This is a genomic window from Amycolatopsis sp. DG1A-15b (assembly GCF_030285645.1).
Taxonomy (GTDB): Bacteria; Actinomycetota; Actinomycetes; order Mycobacteriales; family Pseudonocardiaceae; genus Amycolatopsis.
In genome coordinates this window covers 1,589,359-1,606,744 of the sequence record NZ_CP127296.1, presented here as the reverse complement: position 1 = coordinate 1,606,744, position 17,386 = coordinate 1,589,359, and the positions used below count along the sequence as shown (strand labels likewise).

General features: G+C 72.5%; 17 protein-coding genes. 6 read left to right on the top strand and 11 right to left on the bottom strand.

The window, feature by feature from the left end; all coding sequences use genetic code 11:
• Positions 1 to 37 precede the first annotated feature (37 nt).
• Positions 38 to 943, top strand: a complete 906-nt coding sequence (locus QRY02_RS07460; RefSeq protein ID WP_285990758.1) for an MBL fold metallo-hydrolase — start codon at positions 38 to 40, stop codon at positions 941 to 943.
• Between the two features lie 43 nt (positions 944 to 986).
• Here QRY02_RS07460 and QRY02_RS07455 read toward each other — a convergent pair whose 3' ends face one another.
• Together QRY02_RS07455 and QRY02_RS07450 are read right to left on the bottom strand one after the other, a co-directional pair.
• On the bottom strand, positions 987 to 1,562 hold the full coding sequence (locus QRY02_RS07455; protein ID WP_285990757.1) for a hypothetical protein: 576 nt from the start codon (positions 1,560 to 1,562) through the stop codon (positions 987 to 989).
• Between the two features lie 70 nt (positions 1,563 to 1,632).
• A complete protein-coding gene (locus QRY02_RS07450; protein ID WP_285990756.1) occupies positions 1,633 to 2,640 on the bottom strand; it encodes a YbhB/YbcL family Raf kinase inhibitor-like protein in 1,008 nt (335 codons plus the stop codon).
• A gap of 140 nt (positions 2,641 to 2,780) precedes the next feature.
• Here QRY02_RS07450 and QRY02_RS07445 point away from each other — a divergent pair, with 140 nt between their 5' ends.
• Positions 2,781 to 3,455: a GntR family transcriptional regulator gene (locus QRY02_RS07445; protein WP_285993790.1), complete on the top strand. Its 675-nt coding sequence runs from the start codon at positions 2,781 to 2,783 to the stop codon at positions 3,453 to 3,455.
• On the opposite strand, the gene QRY02_RS07440 is transcribed toward QRY02_RS07445, so the two are convergent.
• From QRY02_RS07440 to QRY02_RS07430, 3 genes are read right to left on the bottom strand one after another with little or no spacing between them, the layout of a single operon-like run.
• Positions 3,403 to 4,269, bottom strand: coding sequence for an alpha/beta fold hydrolase (locus QRY02_RS07440; RefSeq protein ID WP_285990755.1), 867 nt, complete (start codon positions 4,267 to 4,269; stop codon positions 3,403 to 3,405). The two genes, QRY02_RS07445 and QRY02_RS07440, sit on opposite strands and share 53 nt — an antisense overlap.
• Before the next feature lie 26 nt (positions 4,270 to 4,295).
• A complete protein-coding gene (locus QRY02_RS07435; RefSeq protein ID WP_285990754.1) occupies positions 4,296 to 5,531 on the bottom strand; it encodes a beta-ketoacyl-[acyl-carrier-protein] synthase family protein in 1,236 nt (411 codons plus the stop codon).
• Positions 5,528 to 5,761: a phosphopantetheine-binding protein gene (locus QRY02_RS07430; protein ID WP_285990753.1), complete on the bottom strand. Its 234-nt coding sequence runs from the start codon at positions 5,759 to 5,761 to the stop codon at positions 5,528 to 5,530. Before QRY02_RS07430 ends, QRY02_RS07435 begins: the two co-directional genes overlap by 4 nt.
• Here QRY02_RS07430 and QRY02_RS07425 point away from each other — a divergent pair.
• Positions 5,751 to 5,936 carry a hypothetical protein gene (locus tag QRY02_RS07425; RefSeq protein WP_285990752.1) on the top strand — a complete coding sequence of 62 codons (186 nt, stop codon included), beginning with the start codon at positions 5,751 to 5,753 and terminating at the stop codon, positions 5,934 to 5,936. The two genes, QRY02_RS07430 and QRY02_RS07425, sit on opposite strands and share 11 nt — an antisense overlap.
• Before the next feature lie 108 nt (positions 5,937 to 6,044).
• Here QRY02_RS07425 and QRY02_RS07420 read toward each other — a convergent pair whose 3' ends face one another.
• The 3 genes from QRY02_RS07420 to QRY02_RS07410 are packed head-to-tail and all read right to left on the bottom strand — an operon-like array spanning position 6,045 to position 8,811.
• Positions 6,045 to 6,629, bottom strand: coding sequence for a LutC/YkgG family protein (locus tag QRY02_RS07420; RefSeq protein WP_285990751.1), 585 nt, complete (start codon positions 6,627 to 6,629; stop codon positions 6,045 to 6,047).
• Positions 6,626 to 8,068, bottom strand: coding sequence for a lactate utilization protein B (locus tag QRY02_RS07415; RefSeq protein WP_285993789.1), 1,443 nt, complete (start codon positions 8,066 to 8,068; stop codon positions 6,626 to 6,628). The genes QRY02_RS07420 and QRY02_RS07415 overlap by 4 nt, the downstream gene beginning before the upstream one ends.
• Before the next feature lie 17 nt (positions 8,069 to 8,085).
• The gene (locus tag QRY02_RS07410; RefSeq protein WP_285990750.1) at positions 8,086 to 8,811 is read right to left on the bottom strand and encodes a (Fe-S)-binding protein; all 726 of its coding nucleotides are present in this window, start codon (positions 8,809 to 8,811) and stop codon (positions 8,086 to 8,088) included.
• Positions 8,812 to 8,994: 183 nt separating this feature from the next.
• Between QRY02_RS07410 and QRY02_RS07405 the strand changes: the two genes are divergently transcribed.
• Both QRY02_RS07405 and QRY02_RS07400 read left to right on the top strand, forming a co-directional pair.
• On the top strand, positions 8,995 to 9,519 hold the full coding sequence (locus tag QRY02_RS07405; RefSeq protein WP_353069517.1) for an alpha-amylase family protein: 525 nt from the start codon (positions 8,995 to 8,997) through the stop codon (positions 9,517 to 9,519).
• Positions 9,520 to 9,815: 296 nt separating this feature from the next.
• Positions 9,816 to 10,967 carry an MFS transporter gene (locus QRY02_RS07400; RefSeq protein WP_285990749.1) on the top strand — a complete coding sequence of 384 codons (1,152 nt, stop codon included), beginning with the start codon at positions 9,816 to 9,818 and terminating at the stop codon, positions 10,965 to 10,967.
• Between the two features lie 54 nt (positions 10,968 to 11,021).
• On the opposite strand, the gene QRY02_RS07395 is transcribed toward QRY02_RS07400, so the two are convergent.
• On the bottom strand, positions 11,022 to 13,853 hold the full coding sequence (locus QRY02_RS07395; RefSeq protein WP_285990748.1) for a LuxR family transcriptional regulator: 2,832 nt from the start codon (positions 13,851 to 13,853) through the stop codon (positions 11,022 to 11,024).
• A gap of 724 nt (positions 13,854 to 14,577) precedes the next feature.
• On the opposite strand from QRY02_RS07395, the gene QRY02_RS07390 reads away from it, so the two are divergent.
• Positions 14,578 to 15,579, top strand: coding sequence for an ABC transporter substrate-binding protein (locus tag QRY02_RS07390; protein WP_285993787.1), 1,002 nt, complete (start codon positions 14,578 to 14,580; stop codon positions 15,577 to 15,579).
• 15 nt (positions 15,580 to 15,594) lie between these two features.
• Here the strand turns inward: QRY02_RS07390 and QRY02_RS07385 are convergent, their stop codons facing one another.
• Together QRY02_RS07385 and QRY02_RS07380 are read right to left on the bottom strand one after the other, a co-directional pair.
• Positions 15,595 to 16,284 carry a TIGR03943 family putative permease subunit gene (locus QRY02_RS07385; protein ID WP_285990747.1) on the bottom strand — a complete coding sequence of 230 codons (690 nt, stop codon included), beginning with the start codon at positions 16,282 to 16,284 and terminating at the stop codon, positions 15,595 to 15,597.
• Complete coding sequence (locus QRY02_RS07380) at positions 16,281 to 17,285, bottom strand: permease (protein ID WP_285990746.1); 1,005 nt, start codon at positions 17,283 to 17,285, stop codon at positions 16,281 to 16,283. The genes QRY02_RS07385 and QRY02_RS07380 overlap by 4 nt, the downstream gene beginning before the upstream one ends.
• Positions 17,286 to 17,386 lie beyond the last annotated feature (101 nt).

The window sequence follows — 17,386 nt, the reverse complement described above, 5'->3', positions numbered from 1 at the left end:
CATCGATCAGCTCAGACATGTGGCTTAGCGTGGAGTCATGCACATCGGCGAAGTCGAAGTCCTGAGGGTCATCGAGTGGCGAGGCGAGATCGCTCCCGTGCGGTCCGTCATCCCCGGCAGCCCGCCCCGGCTCTGGACGGACAACGCCGGCTGGCTCGCGCCCGACCACTGGAACCCGGAGACCGGCGGCTACCGCGGCGCCGTGCAGACCTGGGTGCTCCGCAGCGAAGGGCGGGTGATCCTGGTCGACACCGGCGTCGGCAACGACCGGGACCGGCCGCAGATCCCGCTCTTCGACCACCTGGCGACGCCCTTCCTCGACCGGCTGGCGGCGGCCGGCGTCCGACCGGAGGACGTCGACGTCGTCGTCAACACGCACATCCACTACGACCACGTCGGCTGGAACACCGAACTCCGCAACGGCGAATGGGTGCCGACGTTCCCCCACGCCACCTACCTGATCCCCCGCACCGACCAGGTGTACTTCGATCCGCGCAACGCCCACCGCCGCCCCGCTCCCCGCACGCCCCACGAGCAGCTCCGCCGCGACGGCAGCCTGCGGGTCTACGCCGACAGCGTCGCCCCCGTGCTCGGCCGGGCCGTGCTGTGGGAAGGCAGCCACCGCCTCGACCGGAACCTGACGCTGGAAGCCGCGCCCGGCCACACCCCGGGCTCGTCGGTCCTGCGCGTGTCGTCCGGCGGCGATCGGGCCGTGTTCGTCGGGGACCTGCTGCACAGCCCGGTGCAGATCCTGGCGCCGGAACACAGCAGCTGCTTCTGCGAAGACCCGCACCAGGCCGCCACCACCCGGCACGCGATCCTCGAACGCGCCGCGGACACCGGCGAACTCGTCGTCCCGGCCCATTTCGGCGGGCCGGGCGCTGCCCGAGTGCGCCGCGACGGCAGCCGGTTCGCCATCCACCGCTGGAGTGCTGCCACGTAGCGCGATCACTTCGGCGAGCGTCACCTGCTTCGGCGGCCACCGGTCACGCGAGTGACGACACCGCGTCCGCGGCCTCCGGCACCGGGGCCGGGCTCTCCTCCTCGGCCTCGGTGCCGAACCGCTCGCGCACCTCTTCGACGACGCCGACGATCTGGCCCAGCCGGTCCAGCACCGCCCGGTGGGCCGCCCGGATGGTCTCGGCTTCCTCTTCCGCGCGGGAAAGGATCAGCTGCGCGTCCCGTTGGGCGGCGCGCTCGGTCTCCGCGCGAGCGGCCTCCGCCTCGGCGACCGCCTTCTCCGCCGCCGCCCGCAGTTCCGCGCCCTCCTTGCGGGCCTGTTCCCGGATCTCCGCAGCCTCGGCCTTCGCGACCTGCAGGATCTTTTCGATCCGCCGGCCCAGTCCGGCCGCGTCGTCCGGTTCCGGGGCGCGGGGCGCGGGCACCTGGGCCTTGGCCAGCCGGCGCTCCGCGACCCGCCGCGCCTTCTCGTGCCGGTCCACGCGCTTTTCCGCGACGCGCACGTACTCGTCCACCTGCCGGCGATCGTAGCCGCGCAGGACGATCGGGAACCGGACGTCGGACTCGGGCAGCGTCTCGGGTTCGGAAGCCGTCTTCTCCATTCCCCGAGTGTCGGCAAAATCGGGACGGCCAGCAATTCGAATGCGGCGAAGAATCAACCGAAAGTGACGTTTAAACGCCGCGCCGGCGGACGGTGCGCTCGAGAATGCCCAGCGTGGCCTTGAGGGCGGACTCGGGCACGATCGGGAAGACGTTGCGCCGCTTCCACCCTTCGTCGATCTGCGACCAGTCGTAATAGGACGTGACCAGGGTGCCGCCTTCGGCCGGCTCGAGCCGGTAGCCGTAGACGTGCCGGACGTGGGGCCCGCGCCCGGCTTCCACGGTCCACGCGATTTCCTCGTCCGGGACGAGCGTGGTGATGACCACCTCGACGTCGTACTTGCCCAGGGGAAAGTCTCCCAGCGCTTCGCGGTCCATGTGCACCCGGAACCGGTCACCGGGCCGCCGGACGCGGTCGCCTTCGGCGTCCATGAGCATTCCCGACGCGTCGATGTCGACGTGGCCCTTCGGGTCGGTCAGCACCGCGAAGACGGCGCCGGCGGGGGCGGGGATCAGCCGGGAAACCTCGACGCGTTCGCCGGCCGCCGGCGTTTCCGCCGTCGCGGTGAGGACCGCGCGGCCGAGCGTGTGCGAAGCCATCGTGAAGCCGAGGACGGCCGGGGTGGCGTCGGCGGGGACGCCGATGGACTCGACGTCGAGGGCGTGCACCACGACGAAGTAGCGGTGCGGGCCGTGGCCGGCCGGCGGCGCGGCGCCGAGGAACCGGGCCGTGCGGGCGTCGTTGGGCAACTGGACCGCCCCCGGCGGCAGGCCCGAGCCGGTGTCGTCGCCGGCCCCCTCGGGAAGTCCGGTCACGGTGGCGGGGATGTCGGCGACCGCCCAGTGCCAGAACCCGGACCCGGTGGGGGCATCGGGGTCGTAAACGGTGACGGCGTAGCTCTTGGTGCCGTCCGGGGCACCGCTCCACGACAGCTGCGGGGACCTGTCCTCCCCACCGGGGACCCCGGACAGCCCCGACATCTGCCCGGGCGGCAGGACGCCGCCGTCGGTGATGGTGGTGCTGGTGACGGTGAAGGGCGCCGCCTCGGGCAGGCGGGCGAAGGGATCGTTGACGCTCAAAGCGTTCCTCTCGGATCGGGTCGCGGGGCGACCAGCCGCCGCCAGATCGACGATAGCAACAATAATCGATTATTGCCACGATCGTCTATGCTGGTCCGGTGACTCGGACCACGCCCCCAGCCGACGCTTCGGCCCCGCGGATGCTCTCCGAACGCGTCTACGCCCACATCCGGGCCGCGATCATGCGCGGCGACCACGCCCCCGGTGCGGCGCTCAAACCCCAGGACCTCGCCCAGGAGCAGGGCGTCAGCCTGGCGGTGGTGCGGGAGGCGCTCGTGCGCGTGGTCGGCGACGGACTCGCCGACCGCCTGCCCAACCGCGGCTTCGCCGTCCCGGCCCTCTCCCACCGCCGCTGGCAGGAGATCGCAGAAGCCCGCCGGACCATCGAACCGATGGTGCTGCGGCTGTCCGTCGAACGCGGTGACGTCGGCTGGGAGGCCGACGTGCGGGCCGCCCACCACCGGCTGGCCCGCACCCCGGCGTTCGTCCCCGAGGAGGGCGAGTACTACAGCGAGGCGTGGTCGGAAGCCCACCGGGTCTTCCACCGCACGCTGCTGGCGGGCTGCGGGAATCCGGTCCTGCTGGAGACGTTCGACCGGCTGTGGGCCGCGAGCGAACTGGCGCGCCGCTGGTCGGCGCACCACGGCCCCGGCCGGGATCACCTCGCCGAGCACCGCCGGCTCGAGGAGACGGCGTTGGCCCGCGATGCGGATGCCGCCGCCGAGGAGCTGACGCGGCACCTCACCCTCACCGCGGACGGGCTCACGAAGGCGGATGCGCCACGTACGGGGCCGCGTCCCAAGGCTGGTCGGTGAAGAAGCGAACGGTCAGGTCGGCGACGTCGGCGGCGCGTTCCAGGACGACCCAGTGGTCGGAATCCTTGATGGCGGCGAAGCGGCTGCCCGGGATCGTGGCCGCGAAGGCGCGTTGCCGTTCGGGGTCGGTGATGGAGTCGTGCTCCCCGGTGAACACCAGGGCCGGCACCCCGGACAGGCCGCCGTCGAAGGACGGGCTGCTGATCAGCGACCGCTGCAGGTAGTCCAGCACGTCGGGCACGTGGACGGCGACGTGGAGCATCGAGCGCTTGACGTAGCGGTACACCAGGGAACGGCGGGGGATGTGGCGGTCCTCGTCGAGGCACAGCTGCATCCGCGCGGCCACCGCGGCGAAATTCTCGGTGTCGCCCCGCGCGAGGTGACCGGCCGCCAGCCGCAACGACTCCCGCTGGGCGGAGCTGGTGTGCGAGACCACGCCGCCGAGCATCAGCCGCGCGATGCGGTGCGGATGGCGCTGGGCGCAGCCGAAGGCCAGTTCCGCGCCGTAGGAGTAGCCGAACAGGTTGACCCGCGGTGCGCCGAGGTCGTCGAGGATCCGGTCGACCGCCGCGCCCGCGAACTCCGTTCCGGCCCCGGGTGGCAGGGAATCGGACGCGCCCACGCCGGGCAGGTCCGCCGTCACGAAGTCCGCCACCGGGGTGATCCGGTCCTCCATGTGCGGCCAGCCGCGGCTGCCCTGGAACCCGCCACCGAGCACGATCACCGGTTCCGTCCGCGGGCCGGGGTGCCGGAGGAGCCGGTAGCTGAACCGCGTTCCGCCGAGCGTCAGCGGGCGGACCACTTCCTCGCGCATGATCTCCTTCTGCTCCGGAACCGGGCTCAGCAGCTCTTCGTGAGGACGAGGGCGGCGTTGTGGCCGCCGAAGCCCATCGACGTCTTGACCGCGCAGTCGAACGCGGCCGGCCGGGCTTCCTTGGCGACGACGTCGACCGGGATCCGGATGTCCCGGGTCCGGAAGTTGCCCGTGGGCGGCACCAGCTGCCGCTCGAGGGCCAGCACGGTGAGCGCGGTTTCGATGCCGCCTGCCGCGCCGAGCGCGTGTCCGGTCATCGCCTTGGTCGAGGTCACCAACGGCCGGTCGCCGAGCACCCGGTGCAGCACGGTGGCCTCGATCAGGTCGTTCATCACGGTGGACGTGCCGTGGGCGTTCACGTGGCCCACCTCGGCCGCCGTCACACCCGCGTCGGCCAGTGCGGTCCGCAGTGCCCGCTCGATCCCCGCGCCTTCGGGGTCCGGCGCCACGGCCGCGTACGCGTCGCTGGACGCGCCGTACCCCGCGATGCCCGCCCGGATCCGCGCACCGCGCGCCGCGGCGTGCCCGGGCCGCTCCAGCACGACGAGACCGGCGCCCTCCCCCACCACGAACCCGTCGCGGTCGGCGTCGAACGGGCGGCACGCCGTCGACGGGTCGTCCCGGCGGGTGGACACCGCCCGCATCTGACAGGCACTGGCGATCAGCAAGCGGGAGCACACCGATTCGGCGCCGCCGGCGATGGCGATGTCGCACGCACCGGCGCGCAGCAGTTGCAACGCGGTCCCGATCGCGACGGTGCCCGAAGAGCACGCGGTGGAGACGCTCAGGCTCGGGCCCCGGGCACCGAGGTCCATGCACACGCTGCTGGCGGCGCTGTTCACCGTGGTCATCGGCGCGAGTTTCGGCGAAACCCGCCGGACGCCCTTCTCCGCGAGGACGGCGCTTTGCCGGTCGTAGAACGGAAGACCGCCGTGGGCGGACCCGATGACGACCGCGACCCGGTCCGTTTCCCACACCGAGGTGTCGAGCCCGGCGTCGGCCACCGCTTCCCTGGCCGCGATCACGGCGAGCTGGGAGAACCGGTCCATCATCCGCAGGGCCGGCACGCCCAGCACGCTCTCGGTGTCGAGATCGTCGATGGTGTACATGAAATCGCAGGACAACCCGTGCAGTTCCGCCTGGTGGCGGACTCCCGGGGCGGCTCCGGACCGGGTCACGCCCCGCCACGCGGCGCCGGCACCGACGCCCGCCGCGGTGACCAGGCCCAGCCCGGTCACCGCCGCTGCCGGAGGCGCGGTCACCGCCCGGTCTTCTCGTCGACGGCCGTCGCCAGCTGCCCCACGGTTTCCCGGGAGGTCAGCTGGACGTCTTCGAGGTCGATGTCCAGGCGCTCCTCCAGCAGGACGCGCAGTTCCTCCAGGGCCAGCGAATCCATCCCCAGGTCGTGCAACGACGCCTCGAACCGCACGTCCGCGGGTTCGATGCCGAAGTTCCGGTGCAGAAGCGTGGTGATCTCTTCGGTGACGGTCACTCTGCTGTCGACTCCCATTCCGTTTCCGCGCGAGGCGCCGATTCGCGGTGGCTCGATGGCCTCGGCCCGTGCCGCCGTCGAGGTGTCCGTGGCCAAGGCAGCGTTCTACGCAGCGCGGAAGCAGAAATTACTGCCGGGCCGGTCCGGCTTTCCACCTCGCGACACGATCGAGTGACTCCCGCAGCCCGCCCACCACGCGCTCATTGACTCGTTCGTGGCAGCCACGCACGAGAATCAGGCGTCCGAAAGGGACTTCACCCGGACCTCACCGGGCCGCCTTCGGTCACTCGGTGACGACGATGACGTGCAGGGTCCGCGGCCCGTGCACGCCTTCCACCCGGGTCAGCTCGATGTCGCTGGTGGCGCTCGGCCCGCTGATCCAGGTCTGCGGGCGGGCCGGGTCCAGCGCGGCCACCGCCTCCGGGACGCCGGGCACGATCTGCTCCGCCCGGAGCACGCACACGTGCACGTCCGGCACGAGGCTCAGCGCCCGCCGGCCCTGGCCGGGGCCGTGGTCGAGGACGATCGTGCCGGTGGTCGCGATGCCCAGCGCCGCCGTGGTCACGACGGCGTCGAACCCCGCCAGCCCGGCCGTGGTCGCCGGCGGCGGCGAGCCGTCGACCGCGACCGGGAAACCGTCGGGTACCAGCACGTTCCGCGACGGCCCCAGTGCCGCGCGGAGGGCGTCCGGCAGCTCGGCGGCGGTGCACCGGGTGAGGGCGGCGCGGTAGTCCACGACGCGCTCGGCGAACAGGGCGGCGACGTCCGCGACGTCCGAGCGGTACCCGCGTGGCACCACGGCTTCGGTCCGGTCCGCCTCCCGCAGCGCGCCGCGGACGGCCGCCAGGATTTCCTCGCGCGCGGTCATCGCTTCCGCCACCAGGCGCGGAACGACTCACGCGGCGGCGCCGGCAGGTCGCGGCTGTTCGTCCACAGTGAACCCGGCCACGGCAGGCGGGACAGAGCTCGGCGGCCGCCGGGGAGCAGGCGGCGGCCGAAGCGGGTCAGGGCCCGGTTCGCGACACCCAGGCCGCGCTCGGCGAGGCCCAGCCGACGGGCGTCCGAGAGCACCCATGACGCCGTCTTCATCGCCACCGCCTCGGGTTTCGGTGGTCCGCCGCGATGCGCGTCGACCACTTGGGAGCGCAGGTGCACCAGGACTTCCGGGATGTCGATGCGCACCGGGCACGCCTCGAAGCAGGCACCGCACAGGCTGGACGCGTACGGCAGCGAATCGGTTTGCTCGTCGACGCCGACGCCTTTGAGCAGCGGGTTGAGGATCGCGCCGATCGGGCCCGGGTAGACCGAGCCGTAGGCGTGGCCGCCGGTCCGTTCGTACACCGGGCAGACGTTCAGGCACGCCGAACAGCGGATGCAGCGCAGCGCCTGCCGGCCGACCTCGTCGGCGAGCGCGCGGGTGCGGCCGTTGTCGAGCAGCACCACGTGCACCTCCTGCGGCCCGTCGCCCGGGGTCACGCCCGACCACGTCGACGTGTAGGGGTTCATCCGCTCCCCGGTGCTCGAGCGCGGCAGGAGCTGGAGGAACACGTCGAGGTCACCCCACGTGGGGATGACCTTTTCGATGCCCACCAGCGAAACGAGCACTTCGGGCAGGGTCAGGCACATCCGGCCGTTGCCCTCGGACTCGACGACGACCAGGGTGCCGCTTTCGGCGACGGCGAAGTTCGCGCCGGAGACGGCCATCTTCGCGCGCAGGAACTTCTCGCGCAGGTGCAGCCGGGCCGCGCCGGCCAGCTCGGCGGGATCGTCGGTGAGGCCGTCGGGCGCCGGACGGCCCGCGCCGGCCATCTCGCGGCGGAAGATCTCCCGGATCTCCGCGCGGTTGCGGTGGATCGCCGGCACCAGGATGTGGCTGGGCAGGTCGTCGCCGAGCTGCACGATCAGCTCCGCGAGGTCGGTCTCCCAGGCGGTGACGCCGTGCTCGGCGAGCGCCTCGTTGAGGCCGATCTCCTGGGCCGCCATCGACTTGACCTTGACGACCTCGTCGACGCCGTGATCGCGCGCGATGCGGGCGACGACGTCACAGGCTTCCCGCGCGTCACGCGCCCAGTGCACGGTCGCGCCCCGCGCCTGCAACGCCGCTTCGAGGGTCAGGAGGTGCTCGTCGAGGCGAAGCAGGGTGTTGTCCTTGATCGCGGCGCCCGCCAGGCGCAGTTCCTCCCACTCGGCCACCTCGCCGACGACGGCCGCGCGCTTGGCGCGGATGGTGCCGGTGGCGTGGGCGAGGTTGCGGCGCAGCTGCGTGTCGGCGAGCGCTTCCCGGGCCGCCGCCGGGAAGGCGGGCATGCCGACGAACGTGGCGCTCACGGGTCCTCCTCGGTCGAGGCCAGCACGTCGGCCAGGTGCAGCACGCGGACGCCGGACCGCTGCCGCGACAGCAGGCCACCGACGTGCAGCAGGCAGGAGTTGTCGCCGGCGACGAGCACTTCCGCCCCGGTTTCGCGGACGTGCCGGGCCTTGTCGGCGCCCATGGCCGTCGACGTCTCGGCGTTCTTCACGGCGAAGGTGCCGCCGAACCCGCAGCACTCCTGCGCGGCGGGCAGCTCGACGAGGTCGAGCCCGCGCACCGCCCGCAGCAACCGCAGCGGCTTGTCGCCGACGCCGAGCATGCGCAGCGAGTGGCAGGTCGGGTGGTAGGTGACGCGGTGCGGGAAGTAGGCGCCGACGTCGGTCACGCCGAGCACGTCGACGAGGAATTCGCTCAGCTCGCGGACCTTCGGCCCGGTTCCGGCCAGCCGCGGCTCCCCCGCGCGCCGCGCGACCAGGCCGTGCTGGTGCCGGGCCGAACCCGCGCACGAACCCGACGGCGTGACGACGTGGTCGTACCCGGCGAACGCTTCGGTGAACGCGCGGACCACCGGAACGGCCTCGTCGAGGTAGCCGGTGTTGACCATCGGCTGGCCGCAGCAGGTCTGCGCCTGCGGGAAGTCGGCGTCCACGCCCAGGCGGCGCAGCAGCCGGAACACCGCCTTGCCGGTGTCCGGGAACAGCGCGTCGTTGATGCAGGTGACGAGCACGGCCACCTTCACGCGCAGACCTGCCGCACCATCGTGACCTCCGGATTAAAAGGTTTCAACTCGCTGGTCCGCCGACGCTACTACGACCCGTTGTTACGTTTCAAGCAGCCGGGGCGGGCGCCGGAGCAAACCGACCCCCGGCCGGGGCGGATCCACCCGCCTTGACCTCGCCGCACCGCCCGGTGATCCTGGCCGATCCGCTCCCCGATCCGGTCCCGGGCGAAAGACGGCAAGCCGGCCGCCCGCGCCACGTTCTCCCCGAGCATCCCGGCGCTGGTGGAGTACCTGCACTCGCGCGGGCTCAAGATCGGTTTCTCCAGCGGTACCGGCGCGAAGACCTGCAGCCGCCAGGCCGCGGGCTCGCTCGGCCACGAAGACCTCGACGCGCGGACCTTCGCCGGCTGGGGCGCGGACTACGCGACCGCAACCGCGGGCGGCTGGAACATGCCGGGTTCGTTCACCTTCAGCTACCCGGACACCGCCGAGCGCCGGGCGAAGCTCGGGCGGGGGGCGGTGCTCAACGCCCCGCTGGTGGCCGACATGGCGCCGGCGGCCGACACCACGCTCCCGGCCGCCGAGCTGAACAACCCGGACATCATCGCCGTCGACCGGGACTGGGCGGGCGTCGGCGGGCACAAGGTCCGCGACACCGGCTGGACCGAGGTGTGGACCAAACCCATGTCCGACGGCTCCGCTGTGGACCGTTCGCCGTCGCGGTGATCCGCAGTGACGACGCCGCCGTTCCCGGCGTCCCCACTGCGCCGCCCGAGCGGATTCCGCCGCTCCATCGGGATCCGTCACCACAGACCGTGACGAAACCGGGCGCGCCTTCCGCGGCCGCGGCGTCCGGCCGTGCCGATGCACGCCCATCCGCAGAGCCGTCGAAGCGCCCATAATCGTTGAGGGGCAACAAAAGTTCCTTCATCCGTCAGGTGACGGATGTCTGAAATGCGCGCACCGCGAAACATTCGTCCTACGGAGTTTTGACGCTCCGCCCTCGACGCCGAGGAGGAGCGATGTCGCGTGCTACCACCACTGTCTCCACTCTGGTCATCTTCGTTCTCGCACTGAACCTGCGGCCGGCCGTGACCAGCCTGGGCGCGGCGCTGCCGGACATCTCCGTCGCCGGTGGCCTCGTCGCCGCGGTGCTCGTCGCCCTGCCCCTGTGGGCGATCGGCCTCGGCGGCTGGGCGACGCCGTGGCTGTGCAGCCGGGTGGGGACGCACCGGACCGTCACCGTGGCGCTCGTCGGGCTGGTGCTGTCGCTGGCCGGACGCGTTCTCGGGGGTCCGGTGGAGCTCCTGGTCGGGACGGCGCTGGCGTGCCTGTCCATCGCCGTGCTCGGCACCATGCTGCCGTTGCTGGCCCAGGGTTCCGCCGCCTTCACCTTCGGGCTCGGGGTGGGCAGCACGGCCGGTGCGCTGGTCACGCCCACCGCGGTCATGTCGTCGTCGTGGCGGGTCGCCCTCGGCGTGTGGGCGACCACGGCGCTGCTGGCCCAGCAGGTGTGGCAGCGCACGCCCGGCGAGTTCGTGTCGCCGCGGAGGGCGCCCGGAGCGGTGTCGGCCTCCGCCTTGACCATCCACTTCGGACTCATCTCGACGGTGACGTTCCTGGTCATGGGGTGGCTGCCCGGCATCCTGCGCGACGCCGGTGTCCCCCCGACGACCGCGGGGACGTGCCTGGCGCTGTCGATGGCCATGGGGTTGCCGATGATGTGGCTGGTGCCGGGCTGGACCCGCCGCTGGCGCAACCAGACGCTGCTCGTCATCACCCTGGCCACGCCCAACGTCATCGGGGTGACCGGCCTGATCCTCGCCCCCGCCGCCGCGCCCTGGCTGTGGGCCGTGGCCACCGGCACCGGCATGGGGGCACTCGCGTTCGCCCTGACGACCATCTCGCTGCGCAGCAAGGACAGCTCGGTGGCGCTGTCGGCCGTGGTCCAGGGCGTGGGGTACGTCATCGCCGGCTTCGGCGTGCTCGTCTGCGGCTGGCTGCACACGGGCACGGGTGCCTGGCGGACGCCGCTGATGCTGATCCTGGCGGTCCTGCTCGGCCAGATGGTCAGCGGGCACATCGCGGTGTTCCGCTGGGCCCCGCCGCCGGCGGCGGTCACCCCGCCGCTCGCCGTGCGTCCCCAGGACGACGCCCCGGAGGTCGCTGCTTGACGCGGCGCGCGGGCACGGGGCTGTCCCGGGGATCCGGGGCGGCCTGCCCGCGGCTCAGCCCGAAGCGGACTGGTGGCGGGCCGCTTCCCGGGCGATGTCGATGCGTGAATGCACGCCCAGCTTGGTCAGGATGTGCGAGACGTGGGTGCCGACCGTGCGCGGGGACAAGTAGAGGCGGGCCGCGATCTGCGGGTTCGACAGGCCTTCCACCACCAGCGCGGCGATCCGGCCCTCGGTCGGGGTGAGGCTGTCCCAGCCGTGCCTGGCCTGGCGGTGCTTCACCTTCGGGCCGCGCCGGATACCCCGCGCGCGAAACAGGGCGCGCAGTCGCGCCACGTCCCATTGCGCGTCCAGCTCCGTGTAGAGGTCGATGGCGTGGGTGAAGGCGGCCCGCGCCGAAGCGCGGTCTTCGTCCCGCGCTTCGAAGAAGGCGAGCGCGGCGGCTTCCAGGGCTTTGGCCCGGGACAGCGGCCGGCCCGCGGCCGCGTAGCCGTCGGCGGCGCGCAGCAACATCGTCCCGTCCCGCTCGAGCAGGCCGCGGCAGTACAGCGCGAGCGCGCGGCGGTGCGGAACGGCGGACTCGGCGGCGATCCCGCGCGCCCGGGCCTCGATCTCCGCCGCGGTCCGCACGTCGCCGATCGCCATCGCCAGCCGGACGGCGTCCCCCAGCCGCTCCTCCCCCGCGTCTTCGCCCGCCGGCACGGCGGTCAGCACGGCGAGCGCCCGCTCCGGCGCGCCGGCGTGCTCGAACGCCAGGCTCCGGGCCCGGACCAGGGATTCCACGACCTCGTCGCCGGCGCGTTCCAAATGCAGGGCGGCGACGTCGAGGTGGCGGCGGGCCGCGGCCGTCTCGTCGCGGTGGAGGTGGATGATCGCGGCGACGCCGTGGTCGCAGCACACCACTCCCGGGTCCTTGTGATCGTCCGGGACGACGTCGACCTCGGCCAGCGCGTCGTCCCACCGGCCGGCGCCCAGCATCAACTGCCCGATCGCGCTCTGGACCTGGGTCAGCCGCGCCTCGCTGCCGGTGCGCTCGGCCAGGTCGCGCGCCTGCCCGGCGGCGGTGAGCGCGTCGGCGTAGCGGTCGAGCGCACCGAAGGTGACCGACTGGTTGATGCGCAGCAGCAGGGTGAGTTCGATCAGCGTGGGGTCGCCCCGCACGATGGCTATCGCGCGCTCGAACAGCGGCAGCGCCCCGGCCCACTCGCCGCGCGCCATCGCGCCCTGGGCCAGCACGTGCAGCGCCCACCCGGCCGCCCAGCGGTCTTCGGCCGAGCCGAGTTCGGCCAGCGCCGCCGACGCGGCCCGGCCCGCGGAGTCGACCTCGCCGAGGACACGCCGGATCCGCGCGATGAGCACCAGCAACCGGGCCCGGTGCCGGGCCTGCAGCCCCGGCTGGGTCAGCGCCTCGTTGAGCGCGGGGAGGGACTCGGCGGCGCGGCCGGCCGTCCCGCGGCTCTGGACGAGCGTCGTGTGCAGGTCGACGCGCACGTCGGGGTCGCGGACGCGATCCAGTGCGCGGCAAGCGATCCGCTCGGCCTGGGCCACGTTGCCCACCCGGTAGTACGCGTCGGCCAGCCGGCAGGCCAACGCCCCGGTCACGGCGTCGTCGAGCGGCGCGTCCCGCACCGCCCGTCTCAGCAGCGCGACGGCGACCACGGGTGCCTGGCCGATCAACGGCATGGCCACGTCGAGCAACCACCGCACGGCCCAGTCCGGGACCGGGACCCGGCTGTCCGTTGTGGACACCATCGGGAGCAGCTGCCGCGCCACCCGCTCGACCGGGGCGTTCGCCTCCGCCAGCGCCCACGCGGCGGACTGGTGCCAGGCGATCCGGACCGCCGTCGGCATCTCGTCGTACAACGCCGTGCGGATCAACGGGTGCCGGAACTCGAGGTCGTCGCCGGCCGCCACGAGCACGCCGGCGGCGCGGGCCTCGTCGAGCGCGGGCAACAGTTCGGCGAGCGAAGAGTTCGTCACGGTCACCAGGTCCGCGACCGAGAAGCCGACGCCGAGCAGCGCCGCCGTCCGCAGCACGCCCCGGGCCGGCTCCGTGAGGAAGCCCAGCCGGTCCGCGATCGCTTCCGGCAGCGAGTCCGGCGTGGCCGCGCCGGTCAGCTCCGCGATGCCCGCGTGGTCGACCTCCAGGCACGAGCTCCTGGTGAGCGCGTCGAGCAATTCGGTGAGGTACAACGGATTGCCGGCCGCGCCGGCGGCCAGCTCCTCCAGCCGGGCACCCGGCTTGCCGCCGGCGAGGGCGGCCACCAGCTCGAGCACCGCCGGTTCCGCCAGCCGGGCCAGCCGCAGCCGTTCGGCGGGCCGGACGATCCGGAAGAGCGACCGCAGGTCGTCGCGGCGCGGCACCGGCCGCAGCACCCCGATCAGCAGCAGCGGGAGCTGCCGGACCGAGCGGGCGAGCCGGCTCCACACCGCCACCGTCGTGCTGTCGGCCCACTGCAGCTCGTCGACGACGAGCACGGCCGGGCCGTCCTGGCAGAGCTGGTCCACCAGCGCGATCAGCTGCTCGGCGGCCGCGGCGGCGAGGTCGGCACCCTTGCCCGCGACGGCTCCGCCGCCCAGCAGCTCGGAAACGGCGTCACGACGGGGATCCCGCGTGACCGGCGTGATCTCCAGGGCATCCAGCAGCGGCAGCAGCGGCAGTGCTTGACCGAGCTCGTCACCGGCGCCCCAGTACACCTGGCAGCCCGCCTCGGTCGCGGCCGCGCAGGCGGACCGGACCAGCGCCGACTTGCCGATCCCGGGCTCGCCGTCCACCAGCACGGCCCGGCCGCGGCCCGCCGCGACGTCACGGATCCAAGCGACCAGCCGGGACAGCTCGCTGTCCCGGCCGACCAGCAGCTCCGTACCGTCCGTAAGCGGTCGCACACCGGGGAGTTTAGAAGTAAAACCTGTTCCCCAACAAGAGGTACGCTCGGGCGGCGCGGAACGTCCACCGTTGGCCGGGACTTCCCTTCTCGGAAACCTCCCTTTCGCCGAATGCCCCGATTCGTGATCCGGATGTGATTCCCGGCCCGGCACCAATGGAGCAACGGCCGCCCGCACACCGATCGACATCGGCGACGCCGGTCCGGACAAGGCGGGGCGCCACGGTCGTCGTCCCGGCGATAGCCGTTGCGACACAGGGCATCGGCGCCGCATCCACGGCCGCAAGGACCGCCCGGGCACCGTTACTCTGCGTGCACCTGATGAGCCATTCGATGATTCCGCGGCGTCGCCGACGATGCCTGTCTTCGCAGATAATCTCCGCGAAAACCGGCGCCGGCGTCGATTTCGAGGCCGGGTCGGCCGCGACGGGACGTGACCTCCGATCCGTTGTTTTCCGTCTTGCCGGGCGGTCTCGGGCCACGTTTTTCGCACTCGATCCGCTCTGCCGTCGAGCTTCACGCCGAACGGACCGTGACCAACGGCGGGCAAGATCGTCGATCAAGTATTCGTGCCGCCATTCTGGTGAAATCCCCGATCCGGCGCCATCACGCATTGTCAAGGGCTGCGGGGGTCCCTACAGTGGCCCGCCTGACGCCGGGGAGTGAATCAAGCAACCTTCCTTGGAGCCGGTACATCAACTGTCATCTCCTTCGAGGAGCAGACCTTGTTTGGAATCGTCAGGAGCAGTGGCCGTGTTCGTGCCGCGCTCGCTCTCGCGGTCGTCACGGTCGTAACCGGTTGCGGCGCACTCGGCGCCACCGGCTCGAGCGCTTCGTCGAGCGGCAGCGGGCCGGAGAAGACGGCGCTGAAGGTTTCGATCCTGCCCACCACGGACCTCGCGCCGTTCTGGCTGGCCCAGGACGAAGGCTACTTCCAGGCCGAGGGCCTCACCGTCGAGTCCGTGATCGCCGCCAGCGGCCAGGCCTCGTTGGCGAAGTCGATCTCGGGCGACGTCGACATCGCGTTCTCGACCTATCCGCCGTTCTTCACCGCACGCAGCACCGGCGCCGCCGACATGGAGCTGGTCGCCGACGCGACGTCGGTCAACGCGAAGTCCAATGCGATCGTCACGGTCCCGAATTCACCGGTGAAAACAATCTCCGACCTGGCGACCGCGAAGATCGCCATCACGGCCAAGAACACCGCTTCGGACCTTCTCACCCGTTCGATCATGCAAGACCACAACGTCGATTTCAGCAAGGTGAAATGGGTGCTGATCCCGCTGCCCAACATCGCCGCGGCGCTGCAGCAGGGGCAGGCCGATGCCGCATACCTGCCGGAGCCGTACATCACGCAGGCCGCCAAGACGGCCGGCGCGATCCCGGTGATCGACATCAACAGCGGGGCCACCCAGGACTTCCCGCTGACCGGCTACGGCGCGACGCGGAAGTGGGTGAAGGAGAACCCGAAGACCCTGGCCGCGTTCCAGCGCGCCATGCAGAAGGCGACCCACGACGCCACGTTCGACCGCGCCAAGGTCGAGCCGCTGCTGGTGCGGTTCGCCAAGATCGACGAGGACACGGCCAAGCTGCTCACCCTGCCGGGCTACGGCGCGATCCTGGATTCCCGGCGCCTGCAACGGGTTCCGGACCTGCTGCTGCAGCTCGGCGCCATCCCGTCACCGATCGACGTGAACTCGATGATCGGCCCGCAAGCGGGAAGATGACCGGGTGCCGCGCCGCTAGCCGAGGCTTTCGTAGGGATCGGCCGGCGGCGCCACCGGCCGCGCCCGGCCGACGTCGACGAACGGGATGGTCCCGCCGTTGACCGGGTCCACGGCCTGCTCGGCGCTGTAGCCGCCGGTGATCTCCAGCCACGAATCGGGTTGGAGCACCGGCGGCACCCGGCCGGTCAGGCCGACCTTCACCGGCTGGGCGTCCGCCGCGCAGCAGTTCAGGAGCATGCGGACCAGGTACGGCGTGCCGCTCGGGTCGAAGGCCACGAACCCGGTGATCGTGACGGTCCGGCCGGCCAGCGACCGGCCGTGGTCGTAGACCGCGCGGTCCGCGTAGTCGATCACGGTCAGCCGGACGGGATCGCCGTCCGGGAGCGGGGTGACGATGCGCGGCGCCGTCACCGCCGTACCGGCGCGCATCGCGCTGTAGGAACCCAAAGCCGGTGGCGCGGCGAGGATCAGCGCGAACACCGGCAGCACCAGCAGCCACGAGATCCGGGGCGCCGGGTGCCCGGCCGGGTGGCGCCGCGCGTACCAGACGGTCGCGAGGGCCGCGATCACCAGCACCACTCCGGCCGCCAGCACCAACGGGCGCAGCCCGGCCTTGACGTACCGCAGGTACAGGCCGGTCACGCCGGCGTGGAGCAGCACCCCGCCGACCAGGAACAGCAGGATCGCCTGCACGGTCCGGTTCACAGCAGCACCGCGCCGGTCAGGACCGCGGCCGCCACGGCCACGACGAACGTCGCCGGCGCGAACCGCAGCGCGAACCCGCGGCCGAACGTGGCGGCCTGCATCCCGAACAGCTTCAGGTCGATCATCGGGCCGACGACCAGGAACGCCAGCCGCGCCGTCGGCGAGAACTGCGTCAGCGACGACGCGACGAACGCGTCGGCCTCCGAACAGATCGACAGCAGCACCGCGAGCGCCGACAAGGCGAGGACCGCCACGACCGGATTGCCCGCCGCGGCGTGCAGCCAGCTCGCGGGCACCACGGCCTTGAGGGTCGCGGCGGCCATCGCGCCGCCGACGAGGAACCCGCCCGCGTGCATGACGTCGTGGCGCACCGATCCCCAGAACACCGCTCCCCTCGGTCCGCTGTCGCCGTGCTCGTGCGCTCGGGGACGCAGCCAGTCCGGACGGCCGAGGCGCTGCCACAGCCAGCCCATCACGCACGACGCCGCGAGACTCGCGGCGAACCGGGCGACGACCATCCGCGGCTGCCCGGGGAACGCGACGGCCGTCGCCGTCAGCACCACCGGGTTGATCGCCGGCGCCGACAGCAGGAACGCCACCGCGGCCGAGGGCCGCACGCCGCCGCGGACCAGCGCGCCGGCCACGGGCACCGACGCGCATTCGCAGCCGGGCAGGACCGCGCCGGCCAGCCCGGCGACCGGCACCGCCAGCGACGGCCGTTTCGGCAGCACGCGCGTGAAGAAGGACGGCGGCACGAAGACCGCGAGCCCGGCCGACAGCAGCACCCCGAGGACCAGGAAGGGCAGCGCCTGCACGACCACCGCCACGAACACCGTCATCCAGCTCTGCATGACCGGAGCGGACAACAGCCGCCGAACCGGTCCCTGCGCCAGGAATCCGGCCAACAGGACCAAAGTGAGGACGAGAACGGGGTCGGCGTTCCAGCCCGGCCGTTCGTCCGGTTCCCGCCCGGCACGGCGGCTTTCCTCGATGGCAGTCATCAGGCGATCTCCCGTACTTCCGCTCCGCACCCGTCCGTCTACACGGGCCACGGGCCGTTCGGGTTCACCGCGACACGCGGGCGGGCGGGGCATCGTCCCGC